The sequence below is a fragment of the Acinetobacter sp. YH12058 genome (genome assembly GCF_013419805.1).
Lineage (GTDB): Bacteria > Pseudomonadota > Gammaproteobacteria > Pseudomonadales > Moraxellaceae > Acinetobacter > Acinetobacter towneri.
The window spans coordinates 1-15,282 of record NZ_VOZL01000010.1 but is presented as its reverse complement, the minus strand read 5'-3'; the positions used below and the strand labels follow the sequence as shown (position 1 = coordinate 15,282).

Here is a 15,282-nt window from a genome sequence, read left to right as displayed (position 1 = left end):
ATTAGACTTCTTGCAAATGTCCAATTCAAACTATAATTATTAGTCCCTCATCTTCTTGCTCCGAGCCATGTATGACACAAGAGAAGATAAATTCAATACTTAGTATTATTGATGGCTGATGATTGATTTTAGAATAAGCTCAACGATAAAAATGATCTCACATAATGGTTATTATACAAACTATCTTTGTAATGCATATTGCATTACAATATTTCCATACATTCAATAACTGAGAGAAGTGATGGCTACTGTTAATTTCAGGGTCGATGAAGCCCTTAAAGAAAAATCTTATTCAATCCTTAAAGAACAAGGTATCTCACCTACCGATTTCTTTACCAATATTCTTGAATATGTGGCAACGACTGGAAAGCTTCCAGTACAGAAAGCGTTGCTTTCAGAAGAAGATGCTGAACTATTGGCACTTGTCCGTAAACGCATGAATGATCCTAAAGAGATGTTCGAGGAAGTCACATTAGATGACTTATAATCTTTTACGTCATAAGGACTTCACTGCAGAATGGGAAAAGCTTCCGAGTGCTATCCGCGACCAATTCAAGAAAAAATTAGCCAAAGTCATTGAGCAGCCACATATTCCAAAGAACATGCTTAAAGGTGATCTTGCTGGCTGCTATAAAATCAAATTATTAAAAGCGGGTGTCCGACTTATTTATCAGGTCAAAGATGATCAGGTCGTTATTTTGCTCATTACCGTTGGAAAGCGTGCTGATAACATTGTTTATGATGAAGCAAAAAAGCGGATCAAAGACTAAAAATTATTTACATACTCAAAATTTACACGCGCTTTCTAATAAAAAAGCTGATCACTTGACCAGCTTTGATTAGACCCAATTAAGCAGATTTAGCTTTTGCCATCAATGCTTCAATCTCTTCTACGGTTTTCACCACTTTTGAAGTCAGATTCAATGGCCCGTTCGCAGTCGCAACAATATCATCTTCAATACGGATACCTATACCACGCCATTTAGCATCTACCGTTTCATCATCGGGTGCAATGTATAGACCCGGTTCAACGGTCACCACCATACCTTCTTCATAAACACGCCAGTCTTCACCGTGTTTATAGCTGCCGACATCATGCACATCCATGCCCAACCAATGCCCTGTACCGTGCATATAAAACTGGCGATAACTTTCCGAAGCAATAATTTCTTCTAAATTGCCCTGCATAATGCCTAGATCAAGCAAACCTTGCACCAAAATACGCACCGCAACATGGTGTGGTTCTTTATAGGAGTTACCAATTTGTACAGCTTCAATTGCTGCAATTTGCGCATCCAATACAATGTTATACAGTGCTTTTTGTTCTGGACTGAATTGACCATTCACGGGAAAAGTACGGGTAATATCTGAGGCATAGCACTGATATTCACAGGCTGCATCAATCAGGACTAAATCGCCATCTTTAAGCACTTTGTCATTTTCGACATAATGCAAAATGCAGGCATTTTCACCACCACCGACAATACTGTTATAGGCAGGTACGCAGCCATTTTTACCAAAAATATAATTCAGTTCAGCTTCTAGCTCATATTCCATCATGCCTGCTTTTACTGTTTGCATGGCACGAGTATGTGCTTCTGCACTAATATTTGAAGCAATTTGCATCAGTTCCAATTCAGACTCAGTTTTATGCAAACGCATTTCATCCAGCAAACGATCTAACTGAACAATTTTGGCAGGTGCAGTATTGCCTTGACGATGTTGTGCATCAGCTTGTTGGTTCCATGCCGCAACACGTACATCAAATTCAGTCTGATGCCCCAAGCGATAGTACAACGTGTCTTTATTGACAATTTTGGCGATGATTTCTGCATCTAATTGCGCAATTGCAAAAGACTCATCTGCCTCAAACAGCTCAATTGCACCTTCTAAACCTGCGCGATAACCATTCCAGATTTCCATTTCACGGTTACGTTCACGGCAGAACAACGTGTAGGTATAACCTTCATCAATTGATTCATAGGTTTCAATCACCGCAACTGCTTCAGGTTCAGCAAAACCTGTTAAATAGAAAAAACTGCTGTCGGCACGATATTTATAATCTGCATCACGATTACGCATTGCCACAGGACTGGTTGCAATAATTGCGACACTATTGGGTCCCATCAGTTCTGCAAGTTGATCACGACGTTCTTTAAATTCGACTTGAGTCAGTTTTTTCATAAATACGGTCTACATATATAAAATGATGAAAATATGATTGTTGTAATGACTTAAAGCACCTTACACCGACTTAACTTAGGCACACAACGCCCGATTAACTCGGACGGTGTGGCGTAAACATTTCAACAACAGCACTTGCGTTTTGTGTTGTTTGTACGGTTTGTTGACGCGACTTAGCATGTAAGTTTTGCAATAAAGAGCTTTCTTCTACAGGCACTTTTTTACGTCCTACAGATAAACTCACAGGAATCAAACGTACAAATTCATACAATTCCTGATAGCTTTCTTCGCCTTCTTCATCATTGTCTGAATCTTCAAATTCAACCGCAGCGACATCTTGTAAATGCTCAATCAGTTCGATTTCATCTGAACGAATATGCCCAGAAGCTAAACCAAACCCAAGCACGACGCCTGCACACCAATCCGCCAAAGCTTGCACACGTTCTTGTAAAAGATGTTCATCATCTGGCAACAACGGCAAATGATCCAACTCATCTTCAGACAAGGCATGTGCGACATCTTCTGATTCATCGGTTAAAAGTGAGAGTGCGGCTGGCTCTAATTCTGGCACATTTAAAGTTTCTAAAATCTGCTGCCATTCGGTTTCGGTTGGTGCATTTGTCACACAAACTATACCTGTCAGCAAGCCATGTAACTCACTTGGGCTTGAAATTTCTTCAATGTTAGAAAAATTGCGGAACCATTCCGACCAACCTGAAATATCGTCTTGCATTCGTTTATCCAATCTCTATACTTCGTATATATTACCTTTGTTTGCAATACTGTGCGACCACGATATGTTAGAAGAATTACAGCGTCTACAAGCGTATATTGGTGTTTTAAAAACACGAATTAATCATTATGAAAGTGAAAATGCCGCCCTCAGCACAGCCAAGCAAACTGCTGAGGAACAGCATCATGCTCAAATTGTTCAAAGAAACGGCATCATTACTGCCAAGCAAGATGAAATTGAGAATCTGACTGAGCAATTAAGCAGCACGCAAGCGCAATTACAGCAGTTAAATCAAGATGCGACAGCACTGGCAGACCGTTACAGTCGTTTGGAAAAAAGCTGTACTGATTTGAAAAACCGCTTTCAGGAAATTTTGGCTGAGCGCAATGAATTACGCATTTTAAAAGAAAAAATGCTGAATGATCAGCGTTTAAATCAGCACGAAATTCAGACACTCAAACAAGAACGTGAAAGATTGTTACAAAAAAATGAGCATGCAAAAGCCAAAGTGGAAGCCATTATTCAGCGTCTTGCAATTTTAGGTACAGCTCAAGATCATCATGCGCAAGAAATTCAACAACTTGCCCACCCTGCCGAAGTGAGTGAGGAAGGTTAATATGTCAGTTCAAATTCCAATTGATTTACGTGTTTTAGGACATAGTTTCCGTTTAGCCACAACTGAAGAAAAAAGAGAAGATTTAGAGCGTGCGGCACAATTATTGAATGAACGCTATGATGAGTTTCGTCGTAAAGCGCCCAATATGGAACCGAGCAAACTGATTATTGTGGTGGCTTTAGAGTTGATGCAAGAGGTTCTTTCTATGAATAAATCTTTGCAGCATTATGAGCATTGTGAGCGTTTACTCAGCACCATTTTGCAAGAAGTTGAAGCCCTTACTTAAGTGGTGTTTTTTTGACTTAAGTTTGCATAAAGGCTATGCAAACAAGCTCTATCTTTATAGTTAATTCGTGAACATGAGTTGCCAAGCAACTGAGATGGGTTATACTAATTCTAACTCTGAGGTGTTCGCCAGCGAGTCTATATCCCTGCCGATACTTTAATCTTAGGATTGTGTTCTGCATATTTAGAGCGTATGCCCATCTCGTATGGGAAACCCAGCAAGTATGCGTCGCGTCCGCCTTGAACTTTTTCGGGTTCAGGGTAACGACATGCAGCGGCATCTTCGGAGCTATTTATTTTTAAATATCTAAAAATAAAATGTCTAAAAAATATAAAATCGTTTAGAAAAATGTATCAGCAGAAACCTTAAACCGCTCAGACAGCGCTTTAATATGACGAATATTCAACTGGCGTTTGCCGCTTAAAATCTCCGAAATCACAGATTGAGTTGCAACCTCTGCCAAGTCAGATTGACCTAATCCATGTTGCGCCATCAAAAAAGCTAAAGCAGCACGACCATCTCCATGAGGAATAGGCAGGTGTTCATTTTCATAAACAGAAACCAAGTCACCGAGTTGATGAATCAGCCCCATTAAAGGATGCGTTTCATCATCACCAACAATATCTAAAAGCTCATCTAAAGCCTCGACAAGTGCATGAAAATCTTTTTCATTTTCTGGTTTACTCAGCAAAGGAGCAACGTAGTGCCAGTGATCTACAGCCTGTTTAATCATTGCGTTCATACTAATCCTCCTTCCAATGACCTTTGTCATATTCTTTATGGGATAACACATGACGAATATACACACGCTTTGCCTGATACATCACAACAGCAATAAGTCGAATCTTATTCCCACCAATATCGAATACATGAAACTTTCCAACTTTATCAACTGCTGGAAATAACTGCTTCATTTCGGCAAAGTCTTTCGGATCATTTGCCTTAATAATTCGATACCAACCATCGAGTGCTGTTTCAGCCTGTGGCCACTTGTGCATTGCCTCTATAATTCTAGCGTGGGTGATCACATGCATAATATTTTATCGCATTTTGCTATAAATCAAGTATAAACTGATTATCGCATATTGCAATATTTTATAGCGAATTAAACAAACTCAGTTTCACCAACTTGATGATAGTGACGATTAAAATAAACCAACGCCTGATCTTGTTGATTTTTTTGAATAGCAACAATTGGGCAAATAAAAATAGTATGCGTCCCCACTTCTTGAATTTGTGAAATTTCACAATCAAAACTGACCAATGCATTTTTTAATATAGGAGCACCTGTTTCCAAAGCTGCCCATTCAGCCTGCTTAAAACGCTCATCGGAACTCAATTTTGATGAGGCAAATGCATTAGAAAGATGTTCTTGTTCTGCATTTAGCACATTCACACACAGCACTTTATTCTCTAAAAAACTGAGATGAGAACGCGATGATTTGTTCATACACACCAATAATGTTGGCGGTGTATCTGTCACGCTACATACCGCAGATGCAGTAAAACCATGACGTCCTGCATCTCCCATTGTCGTCACTACATTGACTGCACTTGATAAGAAAGACATTGCATTTTTGAAGTCTGTTGCTTTAACCATCACCGTATTCCAACACTCAACTTTTTTAGAAAGTTCAAAGGATGCTTTTTGCCTGAAAAAGCATCCCTGATTCACTTAACTTAAATTCACTTGGCTTGAATTCACTTCGCCTGATCGAACGCTTAACTAGATAATTCTTGGCGAATAATCTTCGTACCAGCAGCCAAAGCCTGTAACTTGCCTCGTGCAACCTGACGACTCAATGGTGCCATTCCACAGTTAGTCGATGGGTACAACTTGTTAGCATCGACAAATTGCAATGCTTTGCGCAATGTATCTGCAACTTCATCGGCTGTTTCAATCGTATTCGTTGCGACATCAATCGCACCCACCATCACCTTTTTACCACGGATAAGTTCAAGCAAATCCATCGGAACACGTGAGTTGTGACATTCCAGTGAGATAATATCCAAATTAGACTGCTGTAGTTTTGGGAAAACTGCTTCGTATTGACGCCATTCTGAGCCGAGTGTTTTTTTCCAATCGGTATTGGCTTTAATGCCATAGCCATAGCAAATATGCACGGCTGTTTCACATTTCAAACCTTCTAACGCGCGCTCTAATGTTGCCACGCCCCAGTCATTCACCTCATCAAAAAACACATTAAACGCAGGTTCATCAAACTGGATGATATCCACGCCTGCTGCTTCAAGTTCACGCGCTTCCTGATTCAGGATTTTGGCAAATTCCCACGCCAGTTTTTCACGGCTCTTGTAGTGCGCATCGTATAAAGTATCAATCATGGTCATAGGACCAGGCAACGCCCATTTGATGGGTTGATCTGTCAGTGAACGCAGGAATTTGGCATCTTCAACAAAGACTGGTTTTTGCCTAGAAACTGCACCCACCACAGAAGGGACACTGGCATCATAACGATCACGAATTTTGACTGTTTCACGTTTTTCAAAATCGACACCTTCAAGGTGTTCAATAAAGGTGGTGACAAAATGCTGACGGGTTTGCTCCCCATCACTCACAATATCAATCTCTGCTTGCTGTTGTTCATGCAGTGATAGACGTAGCGCATCTTGTTTTGCGTCCAGTAATTCTTGCCCTGTTAATTTCCAAGCTGACCAAAGCTTTTCAGGTTCTGCGAGCCACGAAGGTTTAGGTAAACTGCCAGCCGTTGAGGTCGGTAATAAAATAGCCATTTTGAATCTTCTATCTGTATTTTAAGTTAAGCAACACGTTCTTGATTGGCAGCATGTAGCGGCACGAACTTGGCAGCCCATTGTTCAAGAATATCTTGATAAGGCTTGATAAAGTTTTCTTCAGTCCATTTGCCCTGCTTGACTGCCAACTGACCTCGCTCAACACGGTCATATACAACTTGGGTTAATGAATAATCCTGATAATTCAAACTTGGCTGATAGACCTCGCCTGCAGGTGAGTTGGTGTTATAAATTTCAGGACGATAAATTTTCTGGAAACTTTCCATAGTACTGATGGCACTGATCAACTCAAAATCTGTGTAATCATGCAGTAAATCGCCAGAAAAATAGAACGCAAGCGGTGCATTGCTATTTTCAGGTTTGAAGTAACGCACGGTTAAACCCATTTTTTCAAAATAGTCATCGGTTCTTGAATATTCATCATTTTTATATTCTGTACCTAAGACAGGATGCACATTGGTCGTACGATAATAAGTTTTTGTGGTTGATACGCTCAGGCAAATCACAGGTTGTTTTTGAAACTCAGCTTGGAACACTGCTGAACTGACCAAATGCTGATAAAGCTTGCCATGTAAATCACCAAAACTTTCAGGCTTTTCATTTACTTTGCAGCCTAATGCTGGCAAGACCACACTAAAATCATAATCACGAACATACGATGAAAAACTGTTGCCAATCATGCCTTCAATACGTTCATTTGTTTGATGATCTGTGATCGTACTTTTTAGCATTTCAATGAATGGAAAAGTTTTGCCATTTCCTTCAATATCAATTTCTGCAGAAATAATGTCGATTTCAAGCGAATAACGATCACCTTTTGGGTTATCGCAAGATGCCAGCGAGTTAAAACGATTATTGATCATCGCTAAAGTTCTGCGTAAATTTTCCTGACGGCTTTCACCACGCGCCAAATTTGCAAAATTGGTGGTTAAACGCGTGTTGTTAGCAGGTTCATAGTTTTCGTCAAAACGAATACGTTTAATTGAACAGGTGAATGGCTTTGTCATGATGATCTACTACCCAAATTTAAAAAGTTAAAATTTCTGAATGAGGGTATTTATACTGGAACGACAAAGTGAATAAAAATGATTTAACCTCAGTCCAAAGTGAATTTTATTCACCTTAATTTAAAATATGCAGCAAAACATCTAAAAATGATGGTTTTTCTGTTATCCCTTAAATTTAAAAATTAAAATAAATATTTCAATAACAACAAGTTAAAACCAAAAAATATTTTTATTCCGATAAATATTGAAGAGTATATTTTAGAGGACAGCACATAGTTCATTCAGTAGATTTCAGCCCTGAATGAATGAAACTCAGCTTGAAGTTAGAAAATCTCAGCTTCTGATTGGCTTGGTTTAGCATCTTCGTGATCAAAATGTATTCAGTTGGTCACATCAAAAAACAACGAGAAAAAATCGGCAGGCAAAAAAATAGGTCAATTCGTCAGTTGACCAATTGACCTTACGATAAGCTCACACATTGGAGCTTCTTAGATGATGCAGTTTTATTGAACTTGTGCAGGAAAATCATCTTCTGCCAATGCAGCCGTAATTTGATCTACAGTTGCAGTGCTTTCCACGGTCACAATTTTAGTCGCTAAATCGACTTCAACTTTTGCAGCAGGATCAACATCTTGAATGGTTGCCGTGACACCACGTGCACAACCGCCACAAGTCATATTTTCAATCAATAGTTTCATTGCGAACTCCACACTTCTGCCTTTGTTGAACTGTAGTTTAAAGCTTACCATGCTGGCAAGGTCAAGCCTATTTTGGGCTAAAATTTACTTGACCTTACCATCGTGTCAATCTATATGCTAAACACATCCTCCAAATTATAGAGACGACCATGGACGCAAAACACCCAAATGCCTCTCCCTATCAGGAAACTTTGTCTATAGAAGGCATGACCTGTGCCTCATGTGTCGGGCGTGTCGAAAAAGCCTTAAAAAAAGTCGATGGTGTAGAAAAAGCTGAAGTGAATCTTGCAACAGAAAAAGCACTGATTCACGCATCGCAACCTTTAGACCGTGCACTGCTCATTAAGGCAGTGCAACGTGCAGGTTTTGATGTAGCTGCCATTCAACCAATAGAACTGTCTATTGATGGCATGACCTGTGCCTCGTGTGTAGCACGTGTCGAAAAAGCCTTAAAGAAAGTGTCTGGTGTAGAACAAGCCAATGTCAATTTGGCGACTGAACGCGCATGGATTCAACCGAATGCCACAGTTTCTAGCCAAGACCTGATTCGAGCGATTCAAAAAGCAGGTTATGACGCCAAACTGCTGCAACACGACTCTAACGAACAACACGATAAAAAGAATCTGGAACAGCAACAACTGAAACGTGATTTAGTAATTTCACTGATTTTAGCCTTGCCTGTATTTATTCTGGAAATGGGCTCACACATGATTCCCGCCTTTCACATGTGGGTGATGCACAATATTGGGCAACAACAAAGTTGGTTGATTCAATTTGCTTTAACCACATTGGTGCTGCTGTTACCAGGACGTCGTTTTTATCAAAAAGGGATTCCAGCGCTGTTACGTTTTGCGCCTGATATGAACTCTTTGGTGGCTGTGGGAACTTTGGCTGCATACAGTTTTTCATTGGTAGCGACATTTATGCCACAGCTTTTACCAGAAGGCACAGTGCATGTTTATTATGAAGCTGCGGCAGTGATTGTCAGTTTAATTTTGCTAGGGCGCTATTTCGAAGCCAAAGCCAAAGGTCGCACTTCACAAGCCATTCAGCATTTAATTGGTATGCAAGCCAAAACTGCGCGTATTCATCGAGATGGTCAAATCATTGAAGTACCTGTGGCAGAAGTCAGTTCCAATACCATTGTCGAAATCCGCCCGGGTGAACGTATTCCTGTAGATGGTGAAGTAGTCGAAGGTCATAGTTATATAGATGAATCGATGATTACAGGTGAACCTGTTCCTGTGGCAAAACAAGTGGGCAATCAAGTTGTAGGCGGTACCATCAACCAAAATGGCACACTAAATATTCGTGCTACTGCCATTGGTGAAGCTTCGGTGTTGGCGCAAATTATTCGTATGGTCGAACAAGCGCAAGGCTCTAAATTACCTATTCAAGCCTTGGTGGATAAAGTGACCATGTGGTTTGTACCTGCCGTGATGTTATTGGCTGCACTTACTTTTATTGTGTGGTTTATTTTTGGTCCAGAACCTACCCTAACCTTTGGTTTAGTCAATGCAGTCGCTGTTCTAATTATTGCCTGCCCATGTGCGATGGGTTTAGCCACACCGACTTCAATTATGGTGGGAACAGGTCGTGGCGCAGAAATGGGCGTGCTGTTTCGTAAAGGCGAAGCTTTGCAGCTTTTGCAAGATGTTAAAGTGGTCGCGGTGGATAAAACAGGAACGCTCACCGAAGGCAAACCAACATTAACCGATTTTCATGTGCAATCGGGTTTTGATGCAGATCAGGTCTTTGCACTTTTGGCATCGGTAGAAGCGAAATCTGAGCATCCCATTGCACTGGCGATTGTGCAAGCTGCAACAGAAAAGCAAGTCAGTTTACTGCCTGTGACCGAGTTTGACAGCATCACAGGTTCAGGTATTGAAGCACTGGTGAATGGTCAACGTATTCAGATTGGTGCAGACCGTTATATGCAACAAATTGGGCTAGATGTTAGCGCTTTTAATGCAGAAGCTGCACGTTTAGGACAAGAAGGCAAAACACCCATTTATATGGCGATTGATCAACAACTGGCAGCCATTGTTGCCGTTGCAGACCCAATTAAAGACACGACTTTTGCTGCTATTGCGGCGTTGCATCAACTGGGTTTAAAAGTGGCGATGATTACGGGAGATAACCGACATACGGCTCAGGCAATTGCTGCACGTTTACAGATTGATCATGTGGTGGCCGAGGTTTTACCTGAAGGCAAGGTCGATGTTGTACGTGAATTACAACAGCAATTTGGACGTGTGGCTTTTGTGGGTGATGGTATTAATGATGCCCCTGCTTTGGCACAAGCCGATGTTGGAATTGCGATTGGGACAGGTACAGATGTTGCGATTGAAGCAGCCGAAGTTGTATTGATGTCGGGCAATTTACAAGGTGTGCCCAATGCAATTGCTTTGAGTAAAGCCACCATCCGCAATATTCGTCAAAATCTATTTTGGGCATTTATTTATAATATTGCCTTGATTCCAATTGCTGCAGGCGTGCTATACCCGTTTGCAGGTATTTTGCTCTCGCCTATTTTTGCTGCAGGCGCGATGGCATTATCTTCAGTGTTTGTATTGGGTAATGCGCTCCGCTTAAAATATTTCCAAGCAGCACAGGTTTAAATGCAACACACAAAGGGTTTAGAAGATTGTTCTACGCCCTTTTTATGAGAGAAGTCACATGAATATTGGTCAAGCCTCTAAGCTATCGGGTATTTCCAGCAAAATGATTCGTTATTATGAGCAAATTGGTTTGCTGGATAGCGCCAAACGCTCTGCTTCGGGTTATCGGATTTATTCTGAGCAAGATTTAAAAACTTTGTCTTTTATTAAGCATGCACGGGATTTGGGTTTCTCTTCTGAGCAAATGAAAGAATTGCTAGGTTTATGGAAAAATGCTGACCGACAAAGTGCAGAAGTAAAGCAGCTCACACTTAAACATATTGAAACCTTAAAACAGAAGATTGCGCAATTACAGGAAATGGCGAACTGGCTACAAAGCTCTGCAGATCATTGCTCTGGGGATGAGCAGGCAGATTGTGTGATTTTGAAGGATATTGAGTTGGGGAAGTGATTTGGAATTAAGCCTCCCCCCATTCAAACAAGACCTGACAGTTATCCACTTGTTAGAAACCATTGTTGTATCTGTCAGCTTAAATTTGACTTAGGAAATCTACATCCCTATCTTTTTTAATACATAGCATAAAAAAAATCACACTTTGGGGAAGTGTGGGGGGAAACTTTGAATATCTGTTACTTTATGGGAGCGTATTATATATAAAAACAATTTGAATTAGTGAGCATTCTATATAATTTACGAGATAAATTTAACACTTTTTAAGAATCTCTCCAATAAACTGCACAACAATCAAGTTTTAGCACTATTCATTACGCATATTTTAACGCGGTAATTCATACCCTTTTTCATTAATTAAACGAACCGCAGCATCACAGACTTCTGCATCATAAATTGTACCGTGTCCACGTATGACTTCTGCAAGTGCGACATCTACCCCTAATGCGAGGAGAAATAAATGACTTTAAGTCAAATACGTCTGGCGATACTAAGTCACGAGATAATTTAGGCATACTTTACCCTGCACCCAACCGATGAATGGTTTTTAGACTGACTTCGCTCACTACAGGTACGACAATATTCTGAAAAGACATCACGATATTTCCTATTTACTTGCAAGCCTGATTGAATCAATCTCTTTTATCATCTTACAAGCTATTGATCATTTTTTAAGGCATTTAAAGGTTGAAATTTAAGGAAATTTTATAAAAAACTCCAAGCTCAAACTCAAAAACCACATTACGACTTCATCTATTTTGTGAAATACCTCTCATTTTTAAACGATAAATTTTTTAGAATGATTTATGCTATATCACACATCAATAAACGAAAATTGAATAACAAGAGAGTTTGATCTATGCCACATTCTTACCACCTCGAAAAACACTATATTGAACGGTCTGGATGGTTACGTGCTGCAGTATTGGGTGCGAACGATGGGATCATTTCTGTGACCAGTTTGGTCGCAGGAATGGCAGCAAGTGGTGCAAGTACCGAAACCTTATGGATTACTTGTTTGGCGGGTTGGATTTCTGGTGCGATTTCAATGGCAGCAGGTGAATATGTATCGGTCAAATCTCAAGAGGACATTGAGCACGCCGACTTAGCCATGGAAAAACACGAATTAAAACATAACCCTGAACTTGAACTCAAAGAGCTCACACGCATTTATATACATCGTGGCTTAGAACCTCAGTTAGCAGCGCAGGTCGCCGAACAATTGACCGCACACGATGCCCTCGAAGCACATGCACGCGATGAAATTGGCATTAATGAACAAACTGCCGCACAACCTATTCAAGCAGCCCTTGCATCTGCCGTTGCCTTTTCTTTAGGTGCGATGTTGCCTATGTTATCAATTTGGCTTCTTCCTACACATGCGCTGAATTGGGGTATCGTTGTCGTAGGTGTTTTAGCTTTGGGCGTATTAGGTGCAATTTCTGGTTATTTATCTGGCGCTGCAATGTATAAAAGTACCCTACGAATTATGCTTTGGGGCATTGCAGCAATGCTCGTGACAAGCTGGATTGGGTCACTGTTTAATGTCTAAACACATATTGAACTAAAACTTTATTCGATACTATTTACTCTTTGCCAAACTGATAGGAGCTTCCCATTATGAATCAAGAGCAGGCTTGGCAAAACACATTGCGCATTGCGGTGTATTTACTGTTATTTATTATTCTTTTTGGTTGGCTACTTAAAGTTGCACAAAGTTTTTTGCTCCCTGTACTGATGTCCATTATTTCGGTTTATATCTTGGCAACTTTAACCGATTGGCTTGGGAACCTTCCAGTACTCAAACATAGTCCTGAATGGATGCGCCGCTTAATGGTGCTGATTGGATTCATTATCTCGATGTTTGCATTTAGCCATATTTTAATTATTACTGGCGAGCAAATTTTGATTTCTGCACCCAATTATCAAGCCAATTTGGAAAAAATGCTGCAATCTTTTTCTTCGCGATTTAGTTGGGCGCAAGGTCTTGATTTAAGCGTACTTCGCGAGCTTATTTTTGAACGTATCAGCGTGCAAAGTTTTATTAGTTATATGATTGGCGCAGTGAGCTCCTTTACCAGTATTGTAGTACTCATCATTGTCTATGCAATGTTTCTCATCGCAGAAAAAGGGCGCTTTTCATCTCGGCTCAGTCTAGCATTCCCCAGCCAAGGTGCAGAGCGCACCAAATATTTAATTATGAATATTAATAAAAAGATTGGTGACTATCTTGCGGTAAAGACACTCATTAATATTATTCTTGCAACTATTTCTGTCATTATTTTATGGTTATTTGGAGTCGAGCATGCCATCTTCTGGGCGCTGATCATTGGAATTCTTAACTATATTCCTTATGTCGGGTCTTTGTTAGGCGTAGTCTTTCCTGTGACTTTAACCTTGGTACAATTTGGCTCGATTCAAATGACTTTAGCCGTTGCAGTTCTTTTAACCATGGCGCAAATGTATGTTGGCAACGTACTCGAACCCAAAATGATTGGTAAAGAAATCAACCTTTCTCCTTTTGTGGTGTTGATTTCACTCTCACTTTGGTCATCGCTATGGGGGATTTCAGGCGCTATTCTTGCTGTACCTTTAACCTCGGTATTTGTGATTATTTTTGCTGAATTTGAAAGCACGCGTCCTTTTACATTATTGTTAATGGATGATGTTGAGCAAGATACAGATCAAGCGTAAATTTTGACTTGTAATCCATGCGGCAAACGCTGGCTAAAACTTAATTGATAACCATACTTTTCGAGCAATAACTTAACCAAAGATAAGCCCAAACCATGACCTTGCTGCTGCGCCGACTTACGCCAAAAACGCTGAGTCAATAAAGCAAGGTCATCATTACCCAGCCCCTGCCCTTCATCACAAATCCATAGTGCATTATCCTGATAATAAATGTGTATCGGTTGCTCAGTTTGAGCATGAACATAAGCATTTTCGATTAGATTTTTTAAAATAATGGCTAAAGTCGCATGTGGCAAAGCCAACTGCCCCAAATGCGCCCAATCAATATCAAGCCGCACCGCCAAGTTTGGATAGCCTAGTGAAAGTTCCTCAACAACGGTTTTTAAGGTCGGTGCAACGGGGATTGCTACAACAGTTTTATTCGGCTGCTGATTTTCAGTTTGACTCAGTAATAAAAGCTGCTCCAACAACGTTTCGTAGCGCAAAATACTCTGCTCTGCTTGCCTTAAGCTCGCACGTACTTTTTCTTGCTCTACTTGAGGCTGTTGCAACATTAATTGGCTGAGTTGTACAGTAAGCGTCCGCTGAACCCCATGCCTATTTTTTAATTTGAGTTGGATTTCCAGCGATGTGGCGTAATTCTTCTATTTGGGTCGCTTTATGCGTCGGCAGCCTTTTCAGCACATCACTTAAATAGGCATACGGATCCAAGCCATTCAGCTTTGCTGACTGGATTAAAGTCATGATATTCGCCGCTCGCTGGCCGCTGCGCAGCGAGCCAGCAAACAGCCAGTTCTTGCGCCCTAAGGCCCAAGGTCGCATTTGATTCTCTACCCAATTATTGCAAATCGGTAGATTGCCATCATCCAAATAGCGGATTAAAGCTGGCCAACGCTTCAGAGTGTAATTGATGGCCTTGGCGGTGGGAGAACTCGATGGCACTGTCAGATGATGTTGGTTGAGCCATTCATATAGTTGTTGCATCACTGGTTGACTATGCTGTTGTCGGTATTCGCGGCGATGTTCTGCTGTACCATCGGTCTTTTTCCTGAGTTCTGCTTCTATCGCATACAGTTTCTGAATCAGCACTAAGGCCTGTTCAGCGACCTGACTTTTCCCAGTTACATGCAGTTCATGGAATTTACGACGTGCATGGGCCATGCAGCCCACCTCAATGACCTGGCCTGATTTAAAGCGTGCTTTATAACCACTGTAATCAT

Annotated in this window: 17 protein-coding genes, 1 other RNA gene and 1 pseudogene; 9 read left to right on the top strand and 10 right to left on the bottom strand. The window is 40.7% G+C overall.

What is annotated here, in order from left to right; translation table 11 throughout:
• Positions 1–241: 241 nt before the first annotated feature.
• Complete coding sequence (locus FTU09_RS07695; RefSeq protein WP_004970507.1) at positions 242–487, top strand: type II toxin-antitoxin system RelB/DinJ family antitoxin; 246 nt, start codon at positions 242–244, stop codon at positions 485–487.
• Entirely contained in the window at positions 477–770 is a 294-nt protein-coding gene (locus FTU09_RS07690; RefSeq protein ID WP_004970510.1) for a type II toxin-antitoxin system RelE/ParE family toxin, read from the top strand. Before FTU09_RS07695 ends, FTU09_RS07690 begins: the two co-directional genes overlap by 11 nt.
• Before the next feature lie 79 nt (positions 771–849).
• Here the strand turns inward: FTU09_RS07690 and pepP are convergent, their stop codons facing one another.
• Complete coding sequence (gene pepP, locus FTU09_RS07685) at positions 850–2,184, bottom strand: Xaa-Pro aminopeptidase (RefSeq protein ID WP_154320488.1); 1,335 nt, start codon at positions 2,182–2,184, stop codon at positions 850–852.
• Positions 2,185–2,278: 94 nt separating this feature from the next.
• The gene (locus tag FTU09_RS07680) at positions 2,279–2,917 is read right to left on the bottom strand and encodes a UPF0149 family protein (protein ID WP_179990344.1); all 639 of its coding nucleotides are present in this window, start codon (positions 2,915–2,917) and stop codon (positions 2,279–2,281) included.
• 64 nt (positions 2,918–2,981) lie between these two features.
• On the opposite strand from FTU09_RS07680, the gene FTU09_RS07675 reads away from it, so the two are divergent.
• The 3 genes from FTU09_RS07675 (at position 2,982) to ssrS (ending at position 4,112) form a co-directional block, all read left to right on the top strand.
• Positions 2,982–3,533, top strand: coding sequence for a hypothetical protein (locus tag FTU09_RS07675; RefSeq protein ID WP_154320487.1), 552 nt, complete (start codon positions 2,982–2,984; stop codon positions 3,531–3,533).
• 1 nt (position 3,534) lies between these two features.
• Entirely contained in the window at positions 3,535–3,819 is a 285-nt protein-coding gene (locus FTU09_RS07670; protein ID WP_004970518.1) for a cell division protein ZapA, read from the top strand.
• A 110-nt stretch (positions 3,820–3,929) separates the two neighbouring features.
• Positions 3,930–4,112, top strand: a non-coding RNA gene (gene ssrS / locus FTU09_RS07665) — 6S RNA.
• Between the two features lie 47 nt (positions 4,113–4,159).
• Here ssrS and FTU09_RS07660 read toward each other — a convergent pair.
• The 6 genes from FTU09_RS07660 to FTU09_RS07635 all read right to left on the bottom strand — a co-directional run bounded on the left by FTU09_RS07660 (position 4,160) and on the right by FTU09_RS07635 (position 8,296).
• A complete protein-coding gene (locus FTU09_RS07660) occupies positions 4,160–4,561 on the bottom strand; it encodes a type II toxin-antitoxin system HigA family antitoxin (protein ID WP_004970519.1) in 402 nt (133 codons plus the stop codon).
• Between the two features lies 1 nt (position 4,562).
• Complete coding sequence (locus tag FTU09_RS07655; protein WP_019836372.1) at positions 4,563–4,853, bottom strand: type II toxin-antitoxin system HigB family toxin; 291 nt, start codon at positions 4,851–4,853, stop codon at positions 4,563–4,565.
• Between the two features lie 71 nt (positions 4,854–4,924).
• Positions 4,925–5,419: a flavin reductase gene (locus FTU09_RS07650; RefSeq protein ID WP_004970523.1), complete on the bottom strand. Its 495-nt coding sequence runs from the start codon at positions 5,417–5,419 to the stop codon at positions 4,925–4,927.
• A 122-nt stretch (positions 5,420–5,541) separates the two neighbouring features.
• On the bottom strand, positions 5,542–6,570 hold the full coding sequence (locus tag FTU09_RS07645) for a methionine synthase (protein ID WP_179988915.1): 1,029 nt from the start codon (positions 6,568–6,570) through the stop codon (positions 5,542–5,544).
• Positions 6,571–6,596: 26 nt separating this feature from the next.
• Positions 6,597–7,598 carry a putative oxygenase MesX gene (locus FTU09_RS07640; RefSeq protein ID WP_154320486.1) on the bottom strand — a complete coding sequence of 334 codons (1,002 nt, stop codon included), beginning with the start codon at positions 7,596–7,598 and terminating at the stop codon, positions 6,597–6,599.
• 503 nt (positions 7,599–8,101) lie between these two features.
• Positions 8,102–8,296: a heavy-metal-associated domain-containing protein gene (locus FTU09_RS07635; protein ID WP_004970528.1), complete on the bottom strand. Its 195-nt coding sequence runs from the start codon at positions 8,294–8,296 to the stop codon at positions 8,102–8,104.
• A gap of 149 nt (positions 8,297–8,445) precedes the next feature.
• Here FTU09_RS07635 and FTU09_RS07630 point away from each other — a divergent pair, with 149 nt between their 5' ends.
• The 4 genes from FTU09_RS07630 to FTU09_RS07615 all read left to right on the top strand — a co-directional run bounded on the left by FTU09_RS07630 (position 8,446) and on the right by FTU09_RS07615 (position 14,062).
• Positions 8,446–10,917 carry a heavy metal translocating P-type ATPase gene (locus tag FTU09_RS07630; protein WP_180060438.1) on the top strand — a complete coding sequence of 824 codons (2,472 nt, stop codon included), beginning with the start codon at positions 8,446–8,448 and terminating at the stop codon, positions 10,915–10,917.
• 58 nt (positions 10,918–10,975) lie between these two features.
• Entirely contained in the window at positions 10,976–11,368 is a 393-nt protein-coding gene (gene cueR / locus FTU09_RS07625; protein ID WP_179991269.1) for a Cu(I)-responsive transcriptional regulator, read from the top strand.
• An 859-nt stretch (positions 11,369–12,227) separates the two neighbouring features.
• Positions 12,228–12,920, top strand: coding sequence for a VIT family protein (locus FTU09_RS07620; protein ID WP_180008687.1), 693 nt, complete (start codon positions 12,228–12,230; stop codon positions 12,918–12,920).
• A gap of 68 nt (positions 12,921–12,988) precedes the next feature.
• On the top strand, positions 12,989–14,062 hold the full coding sequence (locus FTU09_RS07615; RefSeq protein WP_180079949.1) for an AI-2E family transporter: 1,074 nt from the start codon (positions 12,989–12,991) through the stop codon (positions 14,060–14,062).
• Here the strand turns inward: FTU09_RS07615 and FTU09_RS07610 are convergent.
• Both FTU09_RS07610 and FTU09_RS07605 read right to left on the bottom strand, forming a co-directional pair.
• The gene (locus FTU09_RS07610; RefSeq protein ID WP_180008684.1) at positions 14,053–14,616 is read right to left on the bottom strand and encodes an ATP-binding protein; all 564 of its coding nucleotides are present in this window, start codon (positions 14,614–14,616) and stop codon (positions 14,053–14,055) included. The genes FTU09_RS07615 and FTU09_RS07610 overlap by 10 nt on opposite strands.
• A gap of 50 nt (positions 14,617–14,666) precedes the next feature.
• Positions 14,667–15,282: pseudogene (locus tag FTU09_RS07605) on the bottom strand (IS66 family transposase); the annotation flags it as partial.

Bases quoted from the DNA above. Each gene is read 5' to 3' on its own strand.
- FTU09_RS07650 (WP_004970523.1), bottom strand. From the start codon at position 5,419: ATGGTTAAAGCAACAGACTTCAAAAATGCAATGTCTTTCTTATCAAGT.
- FTU09_RS07620 (WP_180008687.1), top strand. From the start codon at position 12,228: ATGCCACATTCTTACCACCTCGAAAAACACTATATTGAACGGTCTGGA.
- FTU09_RS07615 (WP_180079949.1), top strand. From the start codon at position 12,989: ATGAATCAAGAGCAGGCTTGGCAAAACACATTGCGCATTGCGGTGTAT.
- FTU09_RS07660 (WP_004970519.1), bottom strand. From the start codon at position 4,561: ATGAACGCAATGATTAAACAGGCTGTAGATCACTGGCACTACGTTGCT.
- FTU09_RS07610 (WP_180008684.1), bottom strand. From the start codon at position 14,616: ATGTTGCAACAGCCTCAAGTAGAGCAAGAAAAAGTACGTGCGAGCTTA.
- FTU09_RS07655 (WP_019836372.1), bottom strand. From the start codon at position 4,853: ATGCATGTGATCACCCACGCTAGAATTATAGAGGCAATGCACAAGTGG.
- FTU09_RS07630 (WP_180060438.1), top strand. From the start codon at position 8,446: ATGGACGCAAAACACCCAAATGCCTCTCCCTATCAGGAAACTTTGTCT.
- cueR (WP_179991269.1), top strand. From the start codon at position 10,976: ATGAATATTGGTCAAGCCTCTAAGCTATCGGGTATTTCCAGCAAAATG.
- FTU09_RS07680 (WP_179990344.1), bottom strand. From the start codon at position 2,917: ATGCAAGACGATATTTCAGGTTGGTCGGAATGGTTCCGCAATTTTTCT.
- FTU09_RS07670 (WP_004970518.1), top strand. From the start codon at position 3,535: ATGTCAGTTCAAATTCCAATTGATTTACGTGTTTTAGGACATAGTTTC.
- FTU09_RS07645 (WP_179988915.1), bottom strand. From the start codon at position 6,570: ATGGCTATTTTATTACCGACCTCAACGGCTGGCAGTTTACCTAAACCT.
- FTU09_RS07640 (WP_154320486.1), bottom strand. From the start codon at position 7,598: ATGACAAAGCCATTCACCTGTTCAATTAAACGTATTCGTTTTGACGAA.
- pepP (WP_154320488.1), bottom strand. From the start codon at position 2,184: ATGAAAAAACTGACTCAAGTCGAATTTAAAGAACGTCGTGATCAACTT.
- FTU09_RS07675 (WP_154320487.1), top strand. From the start codon at position 2,982: ATGTTAGAAGAATTACAGCGTCTACAAGCGTATATTGGTGTTTTAAAA.
- FTU09_RS07690 (WP_004970510.1), top strand. From the start codon at position 477: ATGACTTATAATCTTTTACGTCATAAGGACTTCACTGCAGAATGGGAA.
- FTU09_RS07635 (WP_004970528.1), bottom strand. From the start codon at position 8,296: ATGAAACTATTGATTGAAAATATGACTTGTGGCGGTTGTGCACGTGGT.
- FTU09_RS07695 (WP_004970507.1), top strand. From the start codon at position 242: ATGGCTACTGTTAATTTCAGGGTCGATGAAGCCCTTAAAGAAAAATCT.